This window comes from Nonomuraea sp. 10N515B, from assembly GCF_052245915.1.
Taxonomy (GTDB): Bacteria; Actinomycetota; Actinomycetes; order Streptosporangiales; family Streptosporangiaceae; genus Nonomuraea.
The window spans coordinates 38,008-59,071 of the sequence record NZ_JBQQBQ010000019.1 but is presented as its reverse complement, the minus strand read 5'-3'; the positions used below and the strand labels follow the sequence as shown (position 1 = coordinate 59,071).

Here is a 21,064-nt window from a genome sequence, read left to right as displayed (position 1 = left end):
CGACTATGCACTGAGTGCAAGTAGCTGCATGGCATGAATGGCTGTACCGTGGGTGCATGGCCCAGAAGTCGACATCCATCCGTGAGCAGACCCGCGCCGTGGTCCGCTCGCTGCTCGCCCGCACCGCTCTCGAGCTGTTCGCTGCCAAGGGCTACGACGACACGACGGTCGAGGAGGTCGCCGCCGCGGCGGGCGTCTCCCGGCGGACCCTGTTCAACTACTTCCGCAACAAGGAGGACCTTGCGCTCAGCGGCCTGTCCGAACAGGGCGAACTGATCGCCGCACGATTCGCCGAGCGTCCGGCCGACGAGGATCCCTGGGCGTCGCTGCGCGCGGCGTTCCACGTGATCGAGGAGATCGAGACCACCCCCGAGCACCGGCTCGAGATGATGACGCTCCTGTTCGGGAACGAGTCCCTGCGCGCCGGACACGCCGAGAAGCAGGCCCGCTGGCAGGATCTGCTCGCACCGCTGATCGAGCCGCGATTGCCCGACTCCGACCATCGCGCCCTCCAGGCACGCGCGATCGCAGCCGCGGCGATCACCTGCCTCCAGGCAGCGTCGCAGGAGTGGGTGCACGCGGGCGGACAGGTCGACCTGTTCGGCCTCTACGACACTGCCGTGCGGGCCATCCGCCGCACCTGAAACCCGCGTGTGATCACACCTCCGCTCAGAAGGAGATCGGCCGATGGTTGCCAGTGACCTTGTTCTCATCGCCGGAGCCGGTGGCGTGGGTCGCACGGTCCTCGGCCGGTGGCGTGGAGTCGTACGGTCCTCGGCCGGCTGCGCGCTCAGGACGTGCCGGTGCGCACGATGGTCCGCCGCGGTCGAGGCTCGGCGGCCGCGGCTCGATCTATGCCGCCTCAGTGGGGCCTGCTCGCTGGCCGACCCCATCGAGGTGGCGACGCGCTGCGGTGATCGCGAGACGGGCGTGCTCCTTAGCGCCCACCTGCGCCACGAGTGTGGCTCGCGGGATCTCCAGAGCGTACGGGATCCCGGGCGGCAGGGCGCCAAGGACGCCGTGCACGTCGATGCCACCCTCGCCGGGGAACAGGCGCTCGAAGCGAGCGGCGTAGATGATTTCCTCCTGCGTGGCCGGCGCCTCGGCTGGTGCATCGCAGACGTGGGCGAAACGGAACCACTCGCGTGGCAGGTCTCGGAGCTCGGCCACGCTGGAGCCGGAGCGCGCGAAGTGGATCAGATCAACGAGGATTCCCGCGTTGGGCCGGTCGGCGTCCCGCAGGACGCGCACGGCTTCGGTGAGGTTGGGCGTCTGGGTCCACGACGGGAACTCAAGATCGATGGTGAGGCCGAGAGGCCTGGCCATCTCGCACAACCGCGCGAACCGGTCGGCTTTGCGAGCGAAGTCCGGATCCGGGAGCTGGGTGATGACATGGCGGGCCCCCAGCTCGGCTCCAGCCTCCAGGAAGCGCAGGAAGTCCGCGGGGTCGTCATCGGGCGCGATCCGGGCGAGCTCGATGTCGAGCACCTCGATTCCCGTGGCCGCGAGGCGGACTTTGGTCGCCCGCATCAGAGCGGGGTCGGTGGCGAGGGGGTGGTGCGGCTCGTACGGCGTGACCCGCGTCATGCGCAGGCCCACGTATCGATAGCCCGCGTCAGCAGCGGCGCTCACCAACTCGGGCGGAGACAGGCTCAGCGCCGTCAAATGCGCCAATGAGTAGTCGTGCAGACGGTCGCCGCTGACAAGCGCGGACGACTCCCTCAGCGTGGTCAGCCGGCGCCTCCGGTGCGCGGCCATGCGCACCGCCGCGCTGTTCGCGGCGCCATAGCCGGAGTATGCGCCGATCCGCTGCACCACTTCGAAGAAGATCCGCGCGCCGAGCATCTCGGTGTAGAAGTGAAGGTATTCGCCGTCTTGATCTCGGTCATAAAGGATGGAGTGCTGCCGCATTGCCCCGAGGAGGTGCTGCGGCAGCGCCAGACGGGCGTCGAGATCATCGTAGTAGTTGTCGGGAATCCTCAGCAGCGGTGCGCCGAGTGCCCGCATCGCCCTCGCGCTGGCGATCGCGTCGTCGGTGGCGAAGGCGATGTGCTGAGGGCTCGGCACCGCCGGCGACCAGTCGCCCCGTCGCAGCGGCGCAGTGTTGAGGCTGATCCGGACGTGATGCTCCGGATCGGTCGCGGCCCGGCTGTGGATCAGCCCGAACGGCGCGGGCAGCGTGGTGGTCTGCGTGGCCTGCAGGCCGAGCACCGAACGATAGAACAGCGCGGCCTGGTCGAAGTCATCGACTGACTCGGTGAGCGAGACGTGATCCGTTCCGGTCAGCAGGCCGTCGCTGCGAGCCTCGCGGCCGGTGGGAGCGAAATCGTTGAGCCAGTTGTCGTGCCCGCCTGTGCGGCAGAAGAAGACGGCCGTTCCGTCGGGTGCCGCCACGGAGTTGAGGTCGGCCTCCTCCACCTGCCGGGCGCGCGGTAACACGGGCGCCAGCAGCCGCTCGGCCCGCCGGGCCGAGCCGACCGGGTCAGCGCTCTCCACGGCCAGCGCGCAGATGGCCGCAGTGCCTGCCGGTACTGTCCTTTGCGATGCGAAGTTCAGCAGAACCTGGGCCTTGCCCTGCGACCACAGTTGCACCGGCTTGGAGCGATGCTGGCCAGTATGGGTGAACCCCAGCGTGGCGAGCCCCCGCGCCACGATCGGGCCGGAGATCTCGTCCACGGCCAGCTCGGTGAACACGTGACCGTCGAGCTGCGGAGCCGGCGGCAGGTTGGTCAGCTGGGTGCGCTCGCGGACCGCCACCTGGCCGAGCGTGCCGACTGTCTCCTCCAGCGACAGCAGTGAGCGCATCGCGTCGACGGCGACATGCCGGGGATCTGCCTGCCGGCAGACGTCGTTGAACACCTCGATCGAAAGGGGGCCGTCGTACCCGGTGGCCAGGACGTGGCCAAGGAAGTCAGTCAGATCGAAAGCGCCTTGCCCGGGAAACAACCGGTGGTGCTCACTCCACTCCAGTATGTCCATGTTCAGCCGCGGTGCGTCGGCAAGTTGCAGGTGAAACACCTTCGAACCTGGCACGGCTCGAATCTTGGCGGGGTCGTCGCCGCGGGAGAACGCGTGGAAGCTGTCGAGGCACAAACCGAGTGCGGGATGGCCGGCGCGCCGAACGATCCGCCAGGCGTGTTCGACGGTGTTCACGAACCGCCCCCAGGCAAGGCCCTCGTAGGCGATGCGCAGGCCACGCCGCGCGGCCCGGACGGCCAGCGTGTGGAGTTGCTCCGCGGCGAGGTCGTCGTCGTCGACAGCGTTCATGGATGTCGTCGAGCAGACCGCCATCATGGTCGCGCCGAGTTGTTCCAGCACATCGAACTTCCGCTCCGCCCGACGGAGATTGGCCTCGAATGTCTCGGAGGGCACTGCCTCGAAGTCATGGAACGGCTGATAGAGGTGGATTGACAGGCCCAGCTCGGCGCATTCCTGCCGAATCCGGCTCGGTGACCAGCTCGACACGATGAGGTCGCCTTCATAGATCTCGATCCCGTCGAAGCCCGCCGCGGAGGCGGCCGCGAGCTTGTCCTCCAGGGTGCCGGAGAGGCAGACCGTCGCGAGCGCCAGAGGAGGACTCGCAGCGCGGCGGCTGACAGGACTTGCCATGCCATGATCGGCGGTGAGCATAGGCGTCTCACCTTCTTCGCGGCGATTAACGTACGAACTAGATACTTACTTATATGCCTTGTCGGCCGTCGGCGAAAGAGGCAATCCGGCTACCCTGTGGTCCGCTACGTGGATTCGGTGATCTGACAGGTAGAACCTGACTGTTGACTGCCCGACAGAAACGGATCTATCGTGCAGCCCATTAAGCGGATCAATTAGTCCATCAGGCAGACCAAGGGCCGCCCCATGTCTCGACAGTCCCGCAGCATCACCCTCGCGTGCACGTTCATGCTCGTCTCGACGGCGCTGTCAGTACCCGCCACGGCGCACACAGCGACTCCGCCGAGGACGCCCGTGCCCTCGCTGACCGGGCCCCTCCAGTCCAGCGGCGATTCGCATCCGTTCAACATCTCCACCGTGCCACTGGACGCATACGGCTACGTCGAGGAGGAATTCCTCGTGAGCGGGCGGGCCAATGTCTACGATTACGACGCCGCAGGCAAGGTCACGGTGGTGCGTACGGCCGTGCCGTACACGAACCGCATCATCGTGCGGCGGCCGGCCGATCGCAGAGCGTTCAGCGGGACGGTCGTCGCCGACATCATGAACATGACCAACGGTTGGGACCTTGACCGCATGTGGCTGACGTCCCACGATGAGTACCTGCGACGGGGGGACGCCTACGTGGGGATCACCAGCGCGCCCAACGCGGTCGCGTCGTTGAAGAAGTTCGACCCGTCCCGATACGGCTCGCTGTCCTGGCCGGACCAACGTGGCTGCACCGGACGGGCGCTCAACTCCGCCGCCGGCTCCGAGGGCGGTCTGGTGTGGGACATCCTCAGCCAGACAGGCGCGGCACTGAAGAGCCACGGGCGCGACAACCCGCTGCGCGGCTTGAAGGTCGACAAGGTCTACGCGACCGGATATTCCCAGTCGGGCGCCTACCTGACCCGCTACATCAACGCGGTGCATCCACTCGCGCGCGTCTACGACGGCTTTCTCGTCGCGGCCTCCGCGAGCGGTGTCAAGCCGCTCAACAAGTGCGGACCCACACCCGCCGACCATGACCTCATCCGGCCCACCGCCGAGCCGGTCATCAAGATGCAGACACAGACCGATTTCTTCATGGACCGGGGCGCCTCGCGCCGCGACGACTCCGACCAGCCCGACGACAAGTACCGCCTGTACGAGGTGCCCGGCTCGGCTCACGCCTACGCCTACACCTCCGGTTTCGCCCCGTCTCCCGAAGACCTGGCCAGGATCGGCGTCACCTACAACTACTTCAACTGCGACGGCGTCGGCACCACTTTCCCGATGCACTACCTGTACAACGCCGCCCACGTGAATCTGGACCGCTGGGCCCGCAACCGAGCCACACCACCACGCGCACCGCGCATCCAGGTGGACGCCGGCGGCCAGACCGTTCTCGACGAGCACGGGAACGCAGTCGGCGGCGTCCGCACACCGTGGGTGGACGCGCCCACCGCCACCTATCATCCGGCGAGCACCGGCCCGAACTGCTTCCTGTTCGGTCATATGACCCCGTTCACCCCGAGCAAGCTGCAGCAGCTCTATACCGACCATGGTGTCTACGCGCGCGCTGTGGCCGGCCAGGTGCACAAGCTGGTCAAGGAAGGGTGGCTGACGCGGGAGGACGGGGCGGCGTCCGTCAACGAGGCCGCAGGCGCGAGCGTGCCCAGGTAGGCCCGTGTGGAACCGTGATCACGTGGCTGGGAAATGGATTGGACGGGATGATGCTCGGGCTTGTAGCTTGCGGTTGATCGTGACGCCGCCCGAGGAGGTGAGACCCATGAACGCTGTATCGATGTGGGTGCTCCCCCTTCCCGTCACGGTCGGGCGATTGAGGTAGGTGTCGCCGGGAGCGCCTCGCCACCAAGGCACTCCCGAAAGGCAACACCTATGCACTCTCAGCAGTTCACCGCCGAGCCGCCGTCGAACGACAGGGGCGAGCGTGACTCCACGGTGGGCGACGTCCCCGGAGTTCTCTGGTCGCCGGCCTCCGGCGCCGATCGCGCGCCCCTCATGTTCGATGTGATCATTGCCGGGTGCGGGCCGACCGGTGCGATGCTGGCCGCCGAACTGCGGCTGCACGATGTGCGAGTCCTCATTCTGGAGAAGGAAACCGAGCCCGCGTCGTTCGTCCGCATCGTCGGTCTGCATATTCGCAGTCTCGAGCTGATGGCGATGCGCGGACTGCTGGATCGCATTCTCCAGCACGGAAGACAACGTCCGGCCGGCGGTTTCTTCGCCGCCATCCCCAAACCCGCGCCCAAGGGCCTGGATTCCGCGTACGCCTATTTGCTGGGCATCCCGCAACCGGTCATCGTTCACCTGCTCGAGGAACATGTGATCGAACTGGGTGCGCAGGTCCGGCGCGGTTGCGCGGTCGCCGGTTTCGCGCAGGACGACGAGGGTGTGACCGTCGAGTTGGCCGACGGGGAACAGCTGCGTTCGCGCTATCTCGTCGGCTGTGATGGCGGGCGCAGCACGGTGCGCAAATTGCTCGGCGTTGGCTTCCCCGGCGAGCCCTCGCGGACCGAGACGCTGATGGGAGAGATGGAAGTGGGCGTGCCGCCGGAGGAGATCGCCGCCAAGGTGACCGAATTGCGCGAGATCCATCAGCGATTCTGGCTGCGGCCCTTCGGCGAAAGGGTCTATAGCGTCGTAGTCCCCGCCGCGGGAGTCAGTGACCGCGCGGAACCGCCCACCCTCGAGGATTTCAAACAACAGTTGCGCACCATCGCCGGAACCGATTTCGGCGTGCACTCCCCGCGCTGGTTGTCCCGCTTCGGGGATGCCACCCGGCTGGCCGAACGGTATCGGGTCGGGCGGGTGCTGCTGGCCGGCGATGCGGCACACATCCATCCACCCATCGGCGGACAGGGCCTCAACCTGGGCGTTCAGGACGCATTCAACCTCGGCTGGAAACTGGCCGCACAGATCCGCGGCTGGGCGCCGGAAACACTGCTGGACACCTACCAGGCCGAACGCCATCCGGTCGCCGAGGACGTGCTGGACAACACCCGCGCCCAGATGGAACTGTCGTCCACCGAACCGGGCCCGCAGGCCGTGCGCAGGCTGCTCACCGAACTGATGGACTTCGACGAGGTGAACCGCCATCTGATCGAGAAGATCACCGCGATCGGCATCCGCTACGACTTCGGCGAAGGCCCCGACCTGCTCGGCCGCCGCCTGCGCGACATCGACGTGAAACAGGGCCACCTCTACGGTCTGCTGCATCGCGGCCGCGGCCTGCTGCTGGACCGCACCGAACGCCTGACCGTCGGCGGCTGGTCAGACCGGGTCGATTACCTCGCGGATCCCACTGCGGTACTGGATGTTCCGTGCGTCCTGCTACGCCCCGACGGCCACGTCGCCTGGATCGGCGACGATCAGCAGGACCTGGACGACCACCTCTCCCGCTGGTTCGGCAAGCCCGCCAACTGATTTCACCTGAGCAGTGGTCATCCCGCATATACGTGGCGTCGATGCCGCGACCCGGATCGACTGGCGCATCTTGCTGTCAGAGGTCGTTGCCGGCGTAGGACAGGTTGAAGCTCTTGTTGACCAGGGGAAAGTCAGGGACGATCGCGCTGTTGAGCGCCACCGGAAGAGCGGGCCAGTTGAAGAAGGACGGATCGACGATCTTCACGCGGGTGAGGGTCCCGTCGGGGGCGAGCTCGATGCGGTGGGCGATCGTGCCGCGCCAGCCCTCGACGAGTCCCACACCCGAGGAAGAGCCCTCGGCCGGAGATGAATCCCCCGGCGCCGTGGGCTCGCCGATCAGATGAGTGATCAAGGCGATGGACGTGGCGATCTCATCCGCCCGGATCTGGAAGCGGGCCAGCACGTCCCCGCCGGTGCGGCGGGCGGGGGTGAAGTCGCCGAGGTCGGTGAAGGGGTGGTCGCGGCGGGCGTCGAGGTCCAGGCCGCTGGCGCGGGCCACGTAGCCGAGCGTGCCGAGGTCGCGGGCGGCGTCGCCGGACAGCACGGCGGTGCCGGTGAAGCGGTCGGCGACCACGGTGTGCCGCAGGGCGAGTTCGGCGAGTTCGGCCACGTCTGCGCCGATGGCGTGCAGTCGATCCGGGTCGGGGAGGGCCTCCAGGTGGGCGCCGCCGAGGCGGACGCCGCCACGCAGCAGCCGGTGTCCAGTGACCTGGGCGTTGATCCGCAAGAGTTGTTCGCGGATACGCCCGGTGTGCGCGTGCAGGATGCCGAAGGCCACATCATTGCAGAGCGCGCCCAGGTCGGTGACGTGGTTGTAGAGGCGTTCCAGCTCCAGCAGCAGGGCTCGTTCCCGCTGCGCCTGCACGCTGACCGGGGCCTGGGTGGCCTCTTCCACGGCCAGGCAGTAGGCGAGCGCGTGGCCGACGGAGGTGTCTCCGCTGACACGCTCGGCCAGTTCCAGCCCGTCGGCAGGTTGGCGGCCTTCGAAGAGCTTTTCGATGCCCTTGTGCACGAACCAGAGCCGGGCCTTGAGCTTGATGATGGTCTCGCCGACCACGGAGAAGCGGAAGTGCCCCGGTTCGATGAGGCCGGCGTGGACGGGTCCGACGGGGATCTCGTAGACGCCCTGACCCTCCACGGTGACGAACGGGTAAGGACCTTCTGGGTCGCCGAAGGAGGGTGGCAACCCGGCGTCGGAGCGCATGGGGTACCAGCCGCGTGGCCAGTGATGGTGGCGCACCAGCCGCCGGGGGAGCGGGTGATCGAGCGGGGTGATCCCGTACAGGTCGCGGATTTCCCGTTCGAACCGGCCGGCGGGGAAGGACAGGTGGGCAAGACTGGGCACGGCCGGCTGCTCGAGGGGCAGGCGGAGCCGGAGCTCGGTACGGCGATCCGGGCCGCCGGCGACGAACAGGTACGCCAGGCCGAACCCGTCGATCTCCTGGAGTGCGGAGACCAGCGCCAGCCGGTGGCCGTCGGCCAGCAGCCGGGCGGCGTGCTCGGGCAGCTCGGCGGAGCTGATGTCGGCTATGGTGCGCATGCTCATGGCGTTGCTCCGGCGATGGTGGCGGCGGCCTGCAACAAGGAGTGCAGCGGCCCGAGAGTGATGCCCAGGACGGCGCAGCCGGCCAGGCCCGCGACCAGCGGGACGGCCACACTGCGCGGCAGCGCGATGGCCTCACCCGGCCCGCCGCCCAGGAGCATCCGCCGGCCCTGGCGCCCGATGGCGGCGACGATGACCAGCATCAACACCAGGGCCGCCGCGATCGCCCAGCCCAACCCGGCGGCGAAGCCCGCCCGCGCGATGCCCAGCTCGCTGGCGAACAGACTGAAGGGCGGCAGGCCGAGCAGGGCAAGCAGCCCCAGCGCGAAAACCCCAGAGAGCAGCGGCGCTCTGGCCAGGAGCCCGCGTACCGCGTGGATCCGGCTGCTGCCGAGCGCCTGGTGCAGCTGTCCTGCGGACAGGAACAACACCGACTTGCCGAGCCCGTGCCCGAGGATGTGCAGCAGCACGGCGACCAGTGCGAGGGTGTTGCCGATCGCCGCGCCGAGTGCGACCAGCCCCATGTGCTCGATGCTGGAGTAGGCCAGCAGCCGTTTGTAGTCGCGCTGCCCGAGCAGCAGCAACGCGGCCACGGCCAGAGAGGCCAACGCCACGACGACCAGCAAGACCCGGGCGAACCCTGCACCGAGCGCCAGATCGGCGATGACCTTGACGCGCAGGATGGCATAGAACGCCACCGACAGCAGCACCCCTGACATCAGCGCCGACACCGGAGCCGGGGCCTGGCTGTGCGCGTCGGGCAGCCAGGCGTGCATCGGCGCCAGCCCTGCCTTGGTGCCGAACCCGAGCACGAGCAGCATGACCGCGATGCGCATCACGCCGGGGTCGAGCCGGTTCGCGTGCTCGGCCAGCACCACCCAGTCCAGGGAAGCAATTCCGGCGCGGGTGCCGGCGTAGTGGACCATCACGATGCCGAGCAGCGCGAGCGCGATGCCGACCGAGCAGATGACCACGTATTTCCACGCGGCCTCGGTGGCCTGGCGGGTGCGCCGGTGCCCGACCAGGAAGGCGGTCAGGATGGTGGTCGCCTCGATGGCGACCCACAGCAGGCCAAGGCTGGAAGACAGGACGGCCAGCGCCATCGCGGCGATGAAGGACTGGGTGAGCACGCCGTAGCGGCGCATCGCGCGCGGGCCCGTATGCCCCGCGGCAAGCTCGGCCGCCAGGTAGGCGGGACTGGCCGCCATCGCCAGCAGCGCGACCGCGCCGATCACGAGCAGCATGAAGGCGCTCAGCGCGTCGCTGAGCAGCAGCCCGCCCAGCGCGTCGCGCCGGTCCCCCGCCGCCAGCGCGACGGCGCAGGACAGCAGCCCGGCCGCGGACAGCGTGCCCAGCCAGGCGGTGACCCGGTTCCAGCCGAGCACGGCATAGACGCAGGCGGCGGCCGCGGGCACCGCGACCGGAGCGATCACCAGCAGGCTGTCCATCAGTCGTGCAACTCCCGCAGCTCGTCGAGGTCGGTGCCGCCGAAGGCGGCCCGCATCCGGGTGGTCAGCACCTGCAGCACCAGGACAGCCAGCAGGACGTCCAGGGAGATCCCGAGCTCGACGACGAGTGGGACGCCGCTGGTGGTAAGAAAGGCGGTGGCGGTGATGGCGTTGTCCATCAGCAGGAAGCCCACCACCTGCGACAGTGCCCGCCGCCGGGTCACCAGGACGAAGAACCCGATCAGCAGCACGGTCAGCGCGACCGGCACCGCCTGCGTGGCCGGGGTGGGCGACAGCCGTACCAGCGGTTGGGAGACCGCGTAGGCCAGCATCGCCAGCACCGCCGCCACCAGCAGCGAGGTCGCCACGTTGACCAGCGGCTGCGTCTCGCGGGCCTCGCCGCTCGCGACGAGTGCGCGGCGCATCAGGTACGGCAGCAGCGCGGCGCGCAACGCGCCCACCCCGAGACCGATCAGGATCAGCTCGAGATCGTCCTGCTGGACACCCAGGACGATGACCATCGCGGTCAGTGCCACCCCCTGCAAGGCGAACAGCCACACGATCGCCGACAGGTCCCGCCGCCACAGCACCAGCACCCCCGTCAGCAGGAACGCCCCGCAGGCCAGGTCCAGCAACTGGATGTACATCGCATCAGTCATGTTCACGCCCATGTTCAGGCCAGGAAGAAGGAAGCGGCCACGGCCAGCAACGCCAACAGGAACGAACCGGCCAGCAACTCCGGAACGCGGAACAACCGAAGCTTGGCCATGAACACCTCACCGACCGACAACAGCACCCCCAGCAGCCCCACCTTGACCACCAGCGCGATCATCGCCACCAGCAGCGCGAGCACCCCCGCGTCCGCGATGGCGATCCCCAGGGGGAAGAACAGGCTGGCCAGCAGACCCAGTAGCACCGACAGCCGCATCGCCGACGCCCACTCGATCAGCGCCAGGTCCGGCCCGGCGTACTCCAGAACCATCGCCTCATGGATCATCGTCAGTTCCAGATGCGTGGACGGATTGTCCACCGGGATCCGGCCGGTCTCCGCGATCGTGACGATCGCCAGCGCGACCGCGGCCAGCACGCTCACCGGGGAGATCACCGACAACGGATCCTCCACTGTCGCCGTCACGATCGACCCCAGGCTGGTGGAGCCGGCTCTGATCGACAGCGCGAACACCGACACCAGGATCGTCGGCTCCACCAGCGCCAGCACGGTCATCTCCCGGCTGGCGCCCATCCCGCCGAACGCCGTCCCGGTGTCCAGGGCGCCCAGGGCCAGCGCCACCGATCCCAGCGCCAGCAGCGCGGTCACCGCGAACAGGTCGGCGACGCCGTCCAGCGGCGAGGCCGTGGTCACCAGCGGCACCACCGCGGCGACGACCAGCGCCGTACCGGCCAGCAGCAGCGGCGCCGCGCGGAACACCCAGCCGGTGCCGCGCGGAGTGATCGGCTCTTTGCGCATCAGCTTGCGCAGGTCCCGCCACGGCTGCAGGACCCCTGCACCAGCGCGTCCCTCCAGCCGGGCGCGGACCTGCCGCATCACCCCCACCAGCAGCGGCGAGCCGACCCCGACGACGATCACCTGAAGCACAGCTCCGACCACGCCCGTCACCACAACACCACCAAGACGATCAGCGCCGCGGTCAGCGCCCAGAATCCGTAGCCGAGATAGCGATGCACGCTGCCGGTGGCCAGCCCGCGGGCGCCGCGTCCGACGGCGGACGCGGCGGCGATCAGCGGATCGTAGAGCCGGTGCTCGATCCGGTCCGGCACCCGCGCGTGGAACCGCACACGTTCCACCAAGTAGGTCGACTCCTTCGTTGGGGTGACGTCCACATCGCTTTCGGGGGCCAGCACGTCGTCGAAGACCCGTTGCAGCGGCTCGGCGAACGACGTGGCGGTGTACTCCATCCGGGCCGACATCGGTCCCGCGCCGCAATCCCAGAGCCGGGCGGCGCGCCGTGCCCGCCGCGACGCGGTCACCCGTACCAGGCCGAGGACGGCCACGACGGCGGCCACCAGGGCGACGGCGATCAGCAACGGCGAGATCATCCCCGAGAGCCCCGCCAGCCGCAGCGTCAACTCCCCGCTCACCACGTCCCGGCCAGGGAACACCACTCCGACCGCCCGGCCGAGCGCGGGCACCACCAGCGTGGGGGCCAGTGCCAAAGCCACGCAGCCCGCCACCGCGAGTGCCATCGCGCCCAGCATGGTCGGCGGGCTCTCACTGGCCCGCTCGGCCTCGGCGCTGCGCGGCCGGGCCAGGAACCCCACGCCGAACGCCTTGACGAAGGTGGCGACCGCCAGCCCCGCCGACAGCGCGATCACCGCGACGGCCAGCGGCATCGTCACCGCACCCGCCACCCCGGAACCGGGCAGGGCGTGGATCAGGCTCTGCAGCAGGAGCCACTCGCTGACGAAGGCGTTGCCGGGCGGCAGCGCCGAGGCGCACAACGCGCCGACCGCGAAAACGGCGGTGGTGTACGGCAGCCGCGTGCGCAGCCCACCAAGAGCGTCCAGATCGCGGGTGCCCGTCGCGTGCAGCACCGAGCCTGCCGACAGGAACAACACCGTCTTGAACGCGGCGTGGTTGACCACATGCAGCAGCGCCGCGGCCAGCGCCAACGCCGCCAGCACCAGCTGGTCGGACGCGGCGAAGAAGCCCGCCGCACCCACCCCGACCAGCACCAGGCCCAGGTTCTCCGTCGTGGAGTAAGCCAGCAGCCGCTTCAGATCCGAGGCGACCACCGCCTGCAAGATCCCGAACAGCGCCGACGCCGCGCCCGCCACCAGCACCAGCAGCCACCACCACGCCGGCCCGCCACCCAGCAGATCCAGTCCGACCCGGACGACGCCGTAGACGCCCATGTTCACCATTGCCGCGCTCATCAGGGCCGAGACGTGACTCGGCGCCTCCGGGTGCGCCCGTGGCAGCCACACGTGCAGCGGCACGATGCCCGCCTTGGAGGCGAACCCGGCGAACGTCGCCAGGAACACGACGGTCCTGGCGGCCGGCGACAGCGCGGCGGCACGCAGCTGCTCGAAGCTCTCCCCACCGGCCCCGGCGGCGAAAGCGACCAGCCCGATCAGGATCGTCACCAGGCCGAGGTGGGTCATGACCGCGTACCACAGCCCGGCCCCGCCCACCGCCGCCCGCCGCCGGTGCTCGGCCAGCACCAGCAGCAGCGACGACACGGCCATCAACTCCCAGGCGAGCAGGAACGTGCTCACGCTGGCCGCGGCGGGGACCAGCAGCATGGCCGCCACGAACAGCGGCAGCACGGACTGGAACACGCGACCGTCCAGGCCGTGGTCGCAGTAGCCGATCCCGTAGATCGCCGCGCATACCGCCACCACCCCGGTGACCGCGATGAACACCCCGCCCAGAGGGTCGATCGCCAGCCGTACCCCGGCCAGCGGCAGCAGCTCCGGCAGCCAGGCCGACCAACTGCTGCCGAAAGACATAACGGCCGCCACACCCGCCGCCGCTCCCAGCCCGCCCGCGCCTGCCGTGCACCAGCCCGCCAGATGCAGCCGCGCTCGTGGCGGAGCCAGCAACGCGGCCACAGCGGCGACCGCGCAGCCGGACAGCGCCATCACGTACAGCGTGCTGACCAGGTTCATCGGCCGGTCAGCCCCCGCAACGCCGCCACGATCGCGTCTGGCTCCGGCGGGCAGCCCGGCACCTCCACGTCCACCGGCACCACGTCGCTCACCGCCCCGGCCACCCCGTAGGCTCCGGCGAACGCCCCGCAGTTGCGTGCGCAGTCACCCAGCGCGATCACCAGCCGTGGTTCGGGAACCGCGTCATGGGTGCGGCGCAGCGCCACCTCCATATTGCGCGTCACCGGCCCGGTCACCAGCAGGGCGTCCGCATGCCGAGGCGAGGCCACTAGGCGCGCGCCGTACCGCTCGGCGTCATACACCGGGCCGAACGCCGAGGCGATCTCCACCTCGCACCCATTGCACGACCCCGCATCCACATGCCTGATCTGCACCGACCCGGCAAGCTCCGCCGCCTTCGCCGGCGGCTCACCTGGTTCGCGCTCCGGTGCGGGCTCGGCCACCCGGCCCGTCTTCGCGATCTTCCGCCACAACCCCATCGTTGCCTCTCCATCGCTCACCAGCCAACACGCCAGACGATCAGCAGATGATCACCCGGGTCGGGGGTGATGCGGTGGCTGCCGAACCCCGGCCAGCAGGTCGCCCAGGCCCGCAGTCAACAGGCTCACGAGGCTTCGCTTCCGGCTGTGTCCTCCAACAGCTCGCTGAGCAGCTCATGCTGCCCGGACAGCTTCTCGGCCAGCAGCTCGCGAGCCGCGCGCAGCAGCCCGGCCACCCGGCCACCGGCCAGCGCGTACACCACTGTGGTCCCCTCGCGCTGCGCGGTCACCATGCCCGAGCGGCGCAGCACCGCCAGATGCTGCGACAGCCCGGTCGGCTCCACCTCGATCTCGGCCAGCAGCTGGCGCACCGGCATCGGCCCGTCCTGCAGCAGCTCCAGCACCCGGATCCGCACCGGATGGCCCAGCAGCCGAAACAGCTCGGCCTTGGCCTCATACAGCGGCACCGACATCACGCCTCCGCCTCCCGCCGCGGCTCGGGGCAGCCGTGATTCGCAGCAGCGAACACTGTGCTCATCCGCACCTCTCGTCCGCCCGCGCGACACAGTCCGCGGACCCACGCTCGAGAGCAATTACGCATCTTCGCAACTACGATAGCGTTAGAAGAGGGTGGCCAGTGACCCCGGCGTGGCCGTCATCGCCGGCCCACACCCTCAGCGTGCGCACGCCCACCTGATGCGCCGGTAATGCCACGGCGCACTAGGACGCATCGCCGTGGCCCATCGATCCACCAGGACTTTCGTCCCTCGCTCGCTGATCAGGCCCGTGGGCTGTCAACGGCCGCGGATGGCCGGGTGCCGTGCGTGGTAGGCCGCCGAGCAGACCGCCACGACCATGGCGAAGAACATCGCGAAGCCGGCGTTGGAATCCACGCCGAGGGCGGCTTGGGCGATCGCGCCGGTCAACACGATCACCAGCACCGCCATCGGCGCCCGCCTACGCCACGCCAGGGCCAGACCCATGACCAGCCCGGCGACGGCCACCAACGGCCGGGGGCCTCCTACGACGACTCCGGACCACACCTCCACCTGGGCCAGGCCCGCGATGCCCAGCGCCACCAGCGCATCACGCGGGTCCAGCGATTCGGAGAGCCTGGCCATGAGTTGACGAAAGACCGCTGCCGACCTGCCGTGAGTCAGTCCTGAGAGCGAGCATGTCCGGCACTCCCGTCGTCCGTTGGATTGACACCATGCGAGCCGAGGTGCGGTCCGCCACGTCATACGGGTGCATGTCCAGCTCGGCGATCCGCACGTGGAACCGGGGACGGACGACCTCGCCAGAAAGGCCCTGGGTCCTACCGTCAGACATCATCACCTCGCCTGCTCCCGACCCGACTGGCCGGTGGTTGAGGGGTTGCGATGCGTCCCGGGACGGCTGCCATGGCGCGAAGGGGATCGCGTACGTGCCTGCCGGGGCGCCGCGTCGCGCCGAGCCGTGCCCGCAGTGGTCACTTGACGGTCAGGGTGGTCTCCATGCCTTGGGCGCGGTGGTTTCCCACCGGGCACCACACCTCGTAGGTGCCGGGCTGAAGGGTGACCGTCCATTCGGTCTTCTTGCCGCCGTCAACAACGTCCGACTGCTGGGTGCCCACGGCGGGGCCCTCCAGGGCCATCGCGTGGGGCGCGCTTCCGACGTTGTCGATCACGAACGTGTACGTGCCGGCGGCGAGGTCTTGCTTGGCCATCACGAAAGAGAACTCGTTCACCGTCACGTTGACCATGCTTCCCTGCTGGGCAGGCGACGTGGTCGCCTGGCGGGCGGGAGGAGCCTCAGGTGCGCTCGAACCGCCCCCGCAACCGGAAAAGGCCAGCAGTGTGACGGCGGCCGCCCCAGTGGCGAGGGCCAGTCGCCGTCGATTGGTGATCCTGTGCATTGAAGACCTCCTCTTTGGCCTCGCTGCCCTGTCTCCTGCGGGCGCGGTGGCTCGGCCATGGCCACGGCCGGTGGTCCAGACTGCTGCGGCCAGCCGTATGCGGTGGTCTCTCTCCAGTATCTCTCCAGTCTCCCGCCATCACCCCCAACGGGGAACACGCGGACGCAGGCCTGCGGCGGCTACCACCCTGGGCTACGACTGCCACGGCAAATCGTCACGCATGTGGGGCAGCTGGGACTCCGCCAACGCCATCATCGGCAGCCTCAAGGAGATCACCACCAAGTACGGCACGGCCTATCTGGAGAACTGGTGCTCCAAGACGTGCGGCACGAACTGGGCCAGGCTGAAGATGCCCGACTCCTGGTCGGCCAGGCGAAGAGAAGAAGGTAACCACAGACACCACGGCGGGGTGACGAAGACCACGCCGCGGAGCCGTCATGTGGATCCGAAGCCGCCAACCCGCCTGAAGATCCGAACTCCGTACAGGCCCTTAGTCCGCGCGCTTGAAGATCTTGCTGCCCAGCCACACCAGCGGCTCGTACTTGCGGTCCACCACGCGCTCCTTCATCGGGATCAGCGCGGGGAGGAAGAATGTGATCCGGAAGGGCCATTGCTAAAATTAGCAATTGCCTAATGTGAAGACGAAGGTTGGCGGTCATACAGGCCGCTGGAACGCATCCACGACAGGGAGAGACCGCGGTGACCCTGCCGCTCTACCAGCTCAAGGCGGAGTTCTTCAAGACCCTAGGGCATCCCGCCCGCATCCGGATCCTGGAGCTGCTCAGCCAGCGCGAGCACTCCGTCGCCGAGATGCTCCCCGAGGTCGGCATCGAGCCCGCACACATGTCCCAGCAGCTTGCGGTGTTGCGGCGGGCCAACCTGGTGGTCTCCCGCAAGGACGGCACCACCGTGTACTACGCGATCACCAGCCCGGAGATCGCCCAGCTGATGGCCGTGGCGCGCTCGATCCTCACCGGTGTGCTGACGGGGCAGGCCGAACTGCTGGAAGACCTGCGCGCCTCCACCCCATAGACAGCAGGTGCCCGTCGGTTCTCCGGTAGCCACCCGGCGGGCGCTTACTCACCGATTGCCGGCCTGGGAAGGATCGACATGCGTGCCCCGCTGACCCTCGCTGTTGCCCAGCCGCCCTGCGTACCGGCCGATATTGCCGCCAACGCCGTGACCCACGCCGCGACGGTTCGTAGCGCCGGCGCCCGCGTGGTGGTCTTTCCCGAGTTGTCCCTGAGCGGCTATGAGCTGGCGGCGCCGTCGATCGTCGCCGACGATCCGCGGCTGGCCCCCATCGTGCAGGCGTGCAGGGACGAGAAGGCCATCGCGCTGGCAGGTGCCCCCGCCCGCGGGCCGGACGGCCGCGACTATATCGCCACGCTCGCCATCGACGGCACCGACGTGACGGTGGCCTACCGGAAGATGTGGCTGCACCCGCCGGAGCCGGACCGGTTCGCTCCCGGCGACAAGCCCGCTGTGGTGGAGGTCGACGGGTGGCGGCTGGGCCTGGCGATCTGCAGGGACTCCGGCGTACCCGAACACGCCTTGGCGACCGCGAGCCTGGGCATCGACGCCTACCTTGCCAGCACCCTGTTCTCCTTCGGCGCACGGAACCGGCGCGATGACCGCATGCGCGCCATCGCCGCCGCGCATCGTGTCTGGGTTGCGGTGGCCAGCTTCGCCGGGCCCACCGGCGGATATCGGACGACCTCCGGCGGGTCGGGGATCTGGGCGCCGGACGGGTCACTCGCGGCCCAGGCCGGATTGCGGGCCGGCACGTTCGTGCTGGCGACGCTCAGCTGAGCCGAGCGGCCTTTCTCTCTGCCAACATCGCCGGCGTCACCACCGTCCGGCAGCCCTGCGCAACGGCACGTGCCCGGCCTGCGGCAGCACGCGGCTTCTGGGGTTCAGAAAGACGGGCTTCAGGATCGGCGTGCCTGTCAAGGCACGCAGGACCTCGTCATGACCTTCCACTGGCACCATGACAGACGCGACTCGATCGAGATCCTTTCGCTGTCGGGCCACGCCGGGCTCACCGTGCCCGACCTGATCATCGCGACTGTGGCGGAGAGACTGACACATGGTGATCGGCTGCTCGTCATCGATCTCACCGAGATGGCCGGCTGGGGACACGTCGGGCGCACCGCGGTCGTCGAGGCCGTGCGCCACCTGTCGGCACATCGCCGGGTCATGGTCTGTCCACCGCGCGACAAGCTCACCTTGTGGGCGTTGCGGGAGAGCGATCTGACCATTGAGATGTGCCCTGATGTCGATACTGCGCGGTCTCGGGCCGAGCAGCAGCAGCCGGCGGCGAAGGAGGGGTAGGTCGGGCAGCCGGCGTCATGGCGGGGGAGGGTGACGCATCCACGGCCTGCGCAGGCGCCGGCCGAGGTGCCCGGCAGGCAGATCGGGCTGGTCCGGAGCCGAGGGTGACGCGACCACGACCAGCGTGGTACGTGCATAACGCGTACAGCAACGGCGTGTGGAGGGCAGGAAGAGGCGGCTCCACCAGTGGCGCCTCCCCCGCCCGAGCACCAGGAGATCACCCGGGCGGGCGAGTTCGACGAGATGACGCCAGGGCTCACCCAGCTGCACGACACACACGACGTGCAGGTCGCCGGGGATCCCTCCGGCCACGTCCTTGAACAGACTCGCGATCAGCTCGGCGCTTCTGGCCTCTTCCTCCAGACTGGCACCGTGATCGTACGGCAGCACCTCACCGATCGGGGTGATCGGCGCGCGGCTCACATGGACGGCAAGCAGCGGTGCACGCCGCAGCCGCGCCTCTCCGATCCCCCAGGCCAGCGCCCATCGCGATGCGGGAGAGTCATCGACACCCACAACGATCCGCGGGCCGGAGGGTAGCCCCTGGTTCATGGCCTCCTCCTCGAGGAACCTCACCTTCATGGTGCGCTTTCTCACCGCGTTCGTGCAGTGCAAGCCGGGATTTCACACCTTGCCCGCGACGACCTCTTCCACAACGGCCCCGGGGGCGAGCAGGCCACGCGCGTGCGCGATGGCGGCAGGGGTGTCAGCGAAGATCAGCCCGTCGCGGCGCAGGTGCTCGGCCACGCCCAAGACGCCCATCACCTGGCCGTGACCGGGCTTGATGCCCGACAGCAGCACGATGATGCCGCGCTGCTCCAACCGTGCGATCGCATCCCCGAGAACCTGGGCGCCGGTGGCGTCGATGGTGGTGACGCGGGACATGCGCAGGATCATCACGCGCACGTCGGCGACCTCCGAGAGCTCCAGCAGGAACCGATGCGCGGCGGCGAAGAACAGGGGCCCGTCGAAGCGGTAGGCGACGATATGATCTTCCAGCAGCCTGAGCTCCTCCTCACTGTGGTCGCCGGCCTCCAGGGGAACCTGCTCGATCCGGACCGTGAGAGCGACGGCACGCAGCGCCAGCACGATAGCCACACCGATGCCGATCGCCACCGCGGTGACCAGGTCGAGAGCGACCGTGACCACGAAGGTCAACGCCATCACCAGCGCGTCCGAGCGGGTGGAACGGGCGATCGCCCGCAGCGAGCCGACCTCGACCATCCGGACTGTGGTAGCCAGCAGCACCCCGGCCAGGACGGCCAGCGGAATGCGGCCGACCAGCCCGGAGGCGGCGAACACGATGACCGCGAGCACGACCGCATGGGAGACGGCCGCCACCCGGGAGCGGGCGCCGGAGCGCACGTTGACCGCGGTCCGGGCGATCGCCGCGGTGGCGGGCACCCCGCCGAACAGCGGTGCGACCAGATTGGCGACGCCCTGGCCGAACAGCTCCCGATCGGGATCATGCCGCTCGTTCACGCTCATCGCATCGGCCACCGAGGCACACAGCAGACTCTCCAGCGCCGCCAGCGCCGCCACGGCCAGCGCGGATGGCACCAGGCCGGCGAGCGCACCTGCATCGACGAAGCCGAGACTCGGAGCGGGCAAGGTGGCCGGCAGCGCCCCGATCCGGGCGACATCCAGCCCGGCGAGCTCGGCCACCCCGGTCGCCACGACCACACCGATCAGCGAGAACGGCACACCCGGCCGCCAGCGGGCGCCGGCCAGCATCAGGGCCGCCACGGCCACAGCCATCAACAGCGGCACAGGATCGGCATCGCCGACAAAGCGGGTAACCGCCGCAAAGGCCACCTGCCAGACCCGTTCGCCCTCGGCCCCCGTGACCCCAAGAGCCGACGGGACCTGCTGCAAAGCGATCACCACCGCGATGCCCGCAGTGAACCCCTCGATGACCGGGGTGGGCATGAACTGGGCAAACCGGCCGACCCTGGCCACGGCCAGCACGATGAGCACCAACCCGGCCAGCAGACCCACCATCAACACCCCGCCGGCGCCGTACTGATGCATGATCGGCACCAGCACCACGGTCATCGCCCCGGTCGGCCCGGACACCTGCAGGTTGCTACCACCGAACACCGCGGCCAGCACCCCGGCAACGATCGCGGTGGCCAGCCCGGCCTGGGCGCCCAGCCCCGAGCTGACTCCGAAGGCCAGCGCCAAGGGCAGCGCGACGATGGCGACCGTCAGGCCGGCCAGCAGATCACGACGAGGATTGCGGCGCGCCACCGCCCAGTCCGACCGGCGTGGTAGCAGGCCCACAAGACGGGCGCGCCTGCGCGCACCCGCGGAAGCCGAACTCATCGCCGCGCCTCCGCGCGCAGCTCGGCCAGCAACTGGTCCTGTCCGGCCAGCATCTCGGTGAGGATCCGCCGAGCGGCGAAGAGTAGATCGGCCACGTCCGGCGTGGGCAGGGCATAGATGACCGTCGTCCCCTCACGGGTCGCGCTCACCAGCCCGGCGCGGCGCAACACCGCCAGCTGCTGGGACAGGTTGGAGGCCTCGATCTCGATATCGGCCAGCAGCTCGCGCACCGGAAGCGGCCCATCCTGGAGCAACTCCAGGATGCGGATCCTGGCGGGATGGCCCAGCGTGCGAAACAGATCGGCCTTGGCCTCATACAGCGGAAGCGACATGA

The 21,064-nt window shown here is 69.2% G+C and carries 19 protein-coding genes and 1 pseudogene; 6 read left to right on the top strand and 14 right to left on the bottom strand.

The features are described from left to right. Positions 1-56: 56 nt before the first annotated feature. Positions 57-644 carry a TetR/AcrR family transcriptional regulator gene (locus tag ACTWQA_RS27485; protein WP_443161948.1) on the top strand — a complete coding sequence of 196 codons (588 nt, stop codon included), beginning with the start codon at positions 57-59 and terminating at the stop codon, positions 642-644. A 208-nt stretch (positions 645-852) separates the two neighbouring features. Here ACTWQA_RS27485 and ACTWQA_RS27480 read toward each other — a convergent pair whose 3' ends face one another. Continuing rightward, entirely contained in the window at positions 853-3,609 is a 2,757-nt protein-coding gene (locus ACTWQA_RS27480; protein ID WP_443161947.1) for a TIM barrel protein, read from the bottom strand. A gap of 246 nt (positions 3,610-3,855) precedes the next feature. Here ACTWQA_RS27480 and ACTWQA_RS27475 point away from each other — a divergent pair, with 246 nt between their 5' ends. Next, positions 3,856-5,313, top strand: coding sequence for an alpha/beta hydrolase domain-containing protein (locus tag ACTWQA_RS27475; RefSeq protein ID WP_443161946.1), 1,458 nt, complete (start codon positions 3,856-3,858; stop codon positions 5,311-5,313). Between the two features lie 339 nt (positions 5,314-5,652). Further along, complete coding sequence (gene rox / locus ACTWQA_RS27470; RefSeq protein ID WP_443162033.1) at positions 5,653-7,077, top strand: rifampin monooxygenase; 1,425 nt, start codon at positions 5,653-5,655, stop codon at positions 7,075-7,077. 76 nt (positions 7,078-7,153) lie between these two features. Here rox and ACTWQA_RS27465 read toward each other — a convergent pair whose 3' ends face one another. From ACTWQA_RS27465 to ACTWQA_RS27420, 10 genes and pseudogenes are all read right to left on the bottom strand, one after another. After that, entirely contained in the window at positions 7,154-8,623 is a 1,470-nt protein-coding gene (locus tag ACTWQA_RS27465; RefSeq protein WP_443161945.1) for a hydrogenase large subunit, read from the bottom strand. Next, positions 8,620-10,068, bottom strand: coding sequence for a proton-conducting transporter transmembrane domain-containing protein (locus ACTWQA_RS27460; protein ID WP_443161944.1), 1,449 nt, complete (start codon positions 10,066-10,068; stop codon positions 8,620-8,622). The genes ACTWQA_RS27465 and ACTWQA_RS27460 overlap by 4 nt, the downstream gene beginning before the upstream one ends. Further along, positions 10,068-10,727: a hypothetical protein gene (locus ACTWQA_RS27455; RefSeq protein ID WP_443161943.1), complete on the bottom strand. Its 660-nt coding sequence runs from the start codon at positions 10,725-10,727 to the stop codon at positions 10,068-10,070. Before ACTWQA_RS27455 ends, ACTWQA_RS27460 begins: the two co-directional genes overlap by 1 nt. Positions 10,728-10,741: 14 nt before the next feature. Next, positions 10,742-11,677 carry a respiratory chain complex I subunit 1 family protein gene (locus ACTWQA_RS27450; RefSeq protein ID WP_443161942.1) on the bottom strand — a complete coding sequence of 312 codons (936 nt, stop codon included), beginning with the start codon at positions 11,675-11,677 and terminating at the stop codon, positions 10,742-10,744. A gap of 5 nt (positions 11,678-11,682) precedes the next feature. Then, positions 11,683-13,698 carry a proton-conducting transporter transmembrane domain-containing protein gene (locus ACTWQA_RS27445; RefSeq protein ID WP_443161941.1) on the bottom strand — a complete coding sequence of 672 codons (2,016 nt, stop codon included), beginning with the start codon at positions 13,696-13,698 and terminating at the stop codon, positions 11,683-11,685. Next, entirely contained in the window at positions 13,695-14,177 is a 483-nt protein-coding gene (locus ACTWQA_RS27440; RefSeq protein WP_327589615.1) for an NADH-quinone oxidoreductase subunit B family protein, read from the bottom strand. The genes ACTWQA_RS27445 and ACTWQA_RS27440 overlap by 4 nt, the downstream gene beginning before the upstream one ends. A 125-nt stretch (positions 14,178-14,302) precedes the next feature. After that, complete coding sequence (locus tag ACTWQA_RS27435; RefSeq protein WP_443161940.1) at positions 14,303-14,650, bottom strand: ArsR/SmtB family transcription factor; 348 nt, start codon at positions 14,648-14,650, stop codon at positions 14,303-14,305. Between the two features lie 321 nt (positions 14,651-14,971). Further along, positions 14,972-15,298 (bottom strand): DUF7134 domain-containing protein, encoded by a 327-nt coding sequence (locus ACTWQA_RS27430; RefSeq protein ID WP_443161939.1) that lies wholly within the window; start codon positions 15,296-15,298, stop codon positions 14,972-14,974. 347 nt (positions 15,299-15,645) lie between these two features. Beyond that, complete coding sequence (locus ACTWQA_RS27425) at positions 15,646-16,071, bottom strand: cupredoxin domain-containing protein (protein WP_443161938.1); 426 nt, start codon at positions 16,069-16,071, stop codon at positions 15,646-15,648. Between the two features lie 490 nt (positions 16,072-16,561). Further along, a pseudogene (locus ACTWQA_RS27420) lies at positions 16,562-16,651 on the bottom strand (succinate dehydrogenase/fumarate reductase iron-sulfur subunit); the annotation flags it as partial. Positions 16,652-16,770: 119 nt separating this feature from the next. On the opposite strand from ACTWQA_RS27420, the gene ACTWQA_RS27415 reads away from it, so the two are divergent. From ACTWQA_RS27415 to ACTWQA_RS27405, 3 genes are all read left to right on the top strand, one after another. Beyond that, complete coding sequence (locus ACTWQA_RS27415; RefSeq protein WP_443161937.1) at positions 16,771-17,103, top strand: ArsR/SmtB family transcription factor; 333 nt, start codon at positions 16,771-16,773, stop codon at positions 17,101-17,103. Positions 17,104-17,181: 78 nt separating this feature from the next. Next, positions 17,182-17,883, top strand: coding sequence for a carbon-nitrogen hydrolase family protein (locus ACTWQA_RS27410; RefSeq protein WP_443161936.1), 702 nt, complete (start codon positions 17,182-17,184; stop codon positions 17,881-17,883). A gap of 69 nt (positions 17,884-17,952) precedes the next feature. Then, positions 17,953-18,405, top strand: coding sequence for a hypothetical protein (locus ACTWQA_RS27405; protein WP_443161935.1), 453 nt, complete (start codon positions 17,953-17,955; stop codon positions 18,403-18,405). A gap of 15 nt (positions 18,406-18,420) precedes the next feature. Here the strand turns inward: ACTWQA_RS27405 and ACTWQA_RS27400 are convergent, their stop codons facing one another. The 3 genes from ACTWQA_RS27400 to ACTWQA_RS27390 are packed head-to-tail and all read right to left on the bottom strand — an operon-like array spanning position 18,421 to position 21,062. Then, positions 18,421-18,987 (bottom strand): universal stress protein, encoded by a 567-nt coding sequence (locus ACTWQA_RS27400; RefSeq protein ID WP_443161934.1) that lies wholly within the window; start codon positions 18,985-18,987, stop codon positions 18,421-18,423. 42 nt (positions 18,988-19,029) lie between these two features. Continuing rightward, entirely contained in the window at positions 19,030-20,730 is a 1,701-nt protein-coding gene (locus ACTWQA_RS27395) for a SulP family inorganic anion transporter (RefSeq protein ID WP_443161933.1), read from the bottom strand. Next, the gene (locus tag ACTWQA_RS27390; RefSeq protein WP_327589607.1) at positions 20,727-21,062 is read right to left on the bottom strand and encodes an ArsR/SmtB family transcription factor; all 336 of its coding nucleotides are present in this window, start codon (positions 21,060-21,062) and stop codon (positions 20,727-20,729) included. Before ACTWQA_RS27390 ends, ACTWQA_RS27395 begins: the two co-directional genes overlap by 4 nt. Between the last annotated feature and the right edge of the window lie 2 nt (positions 21,063-21,064).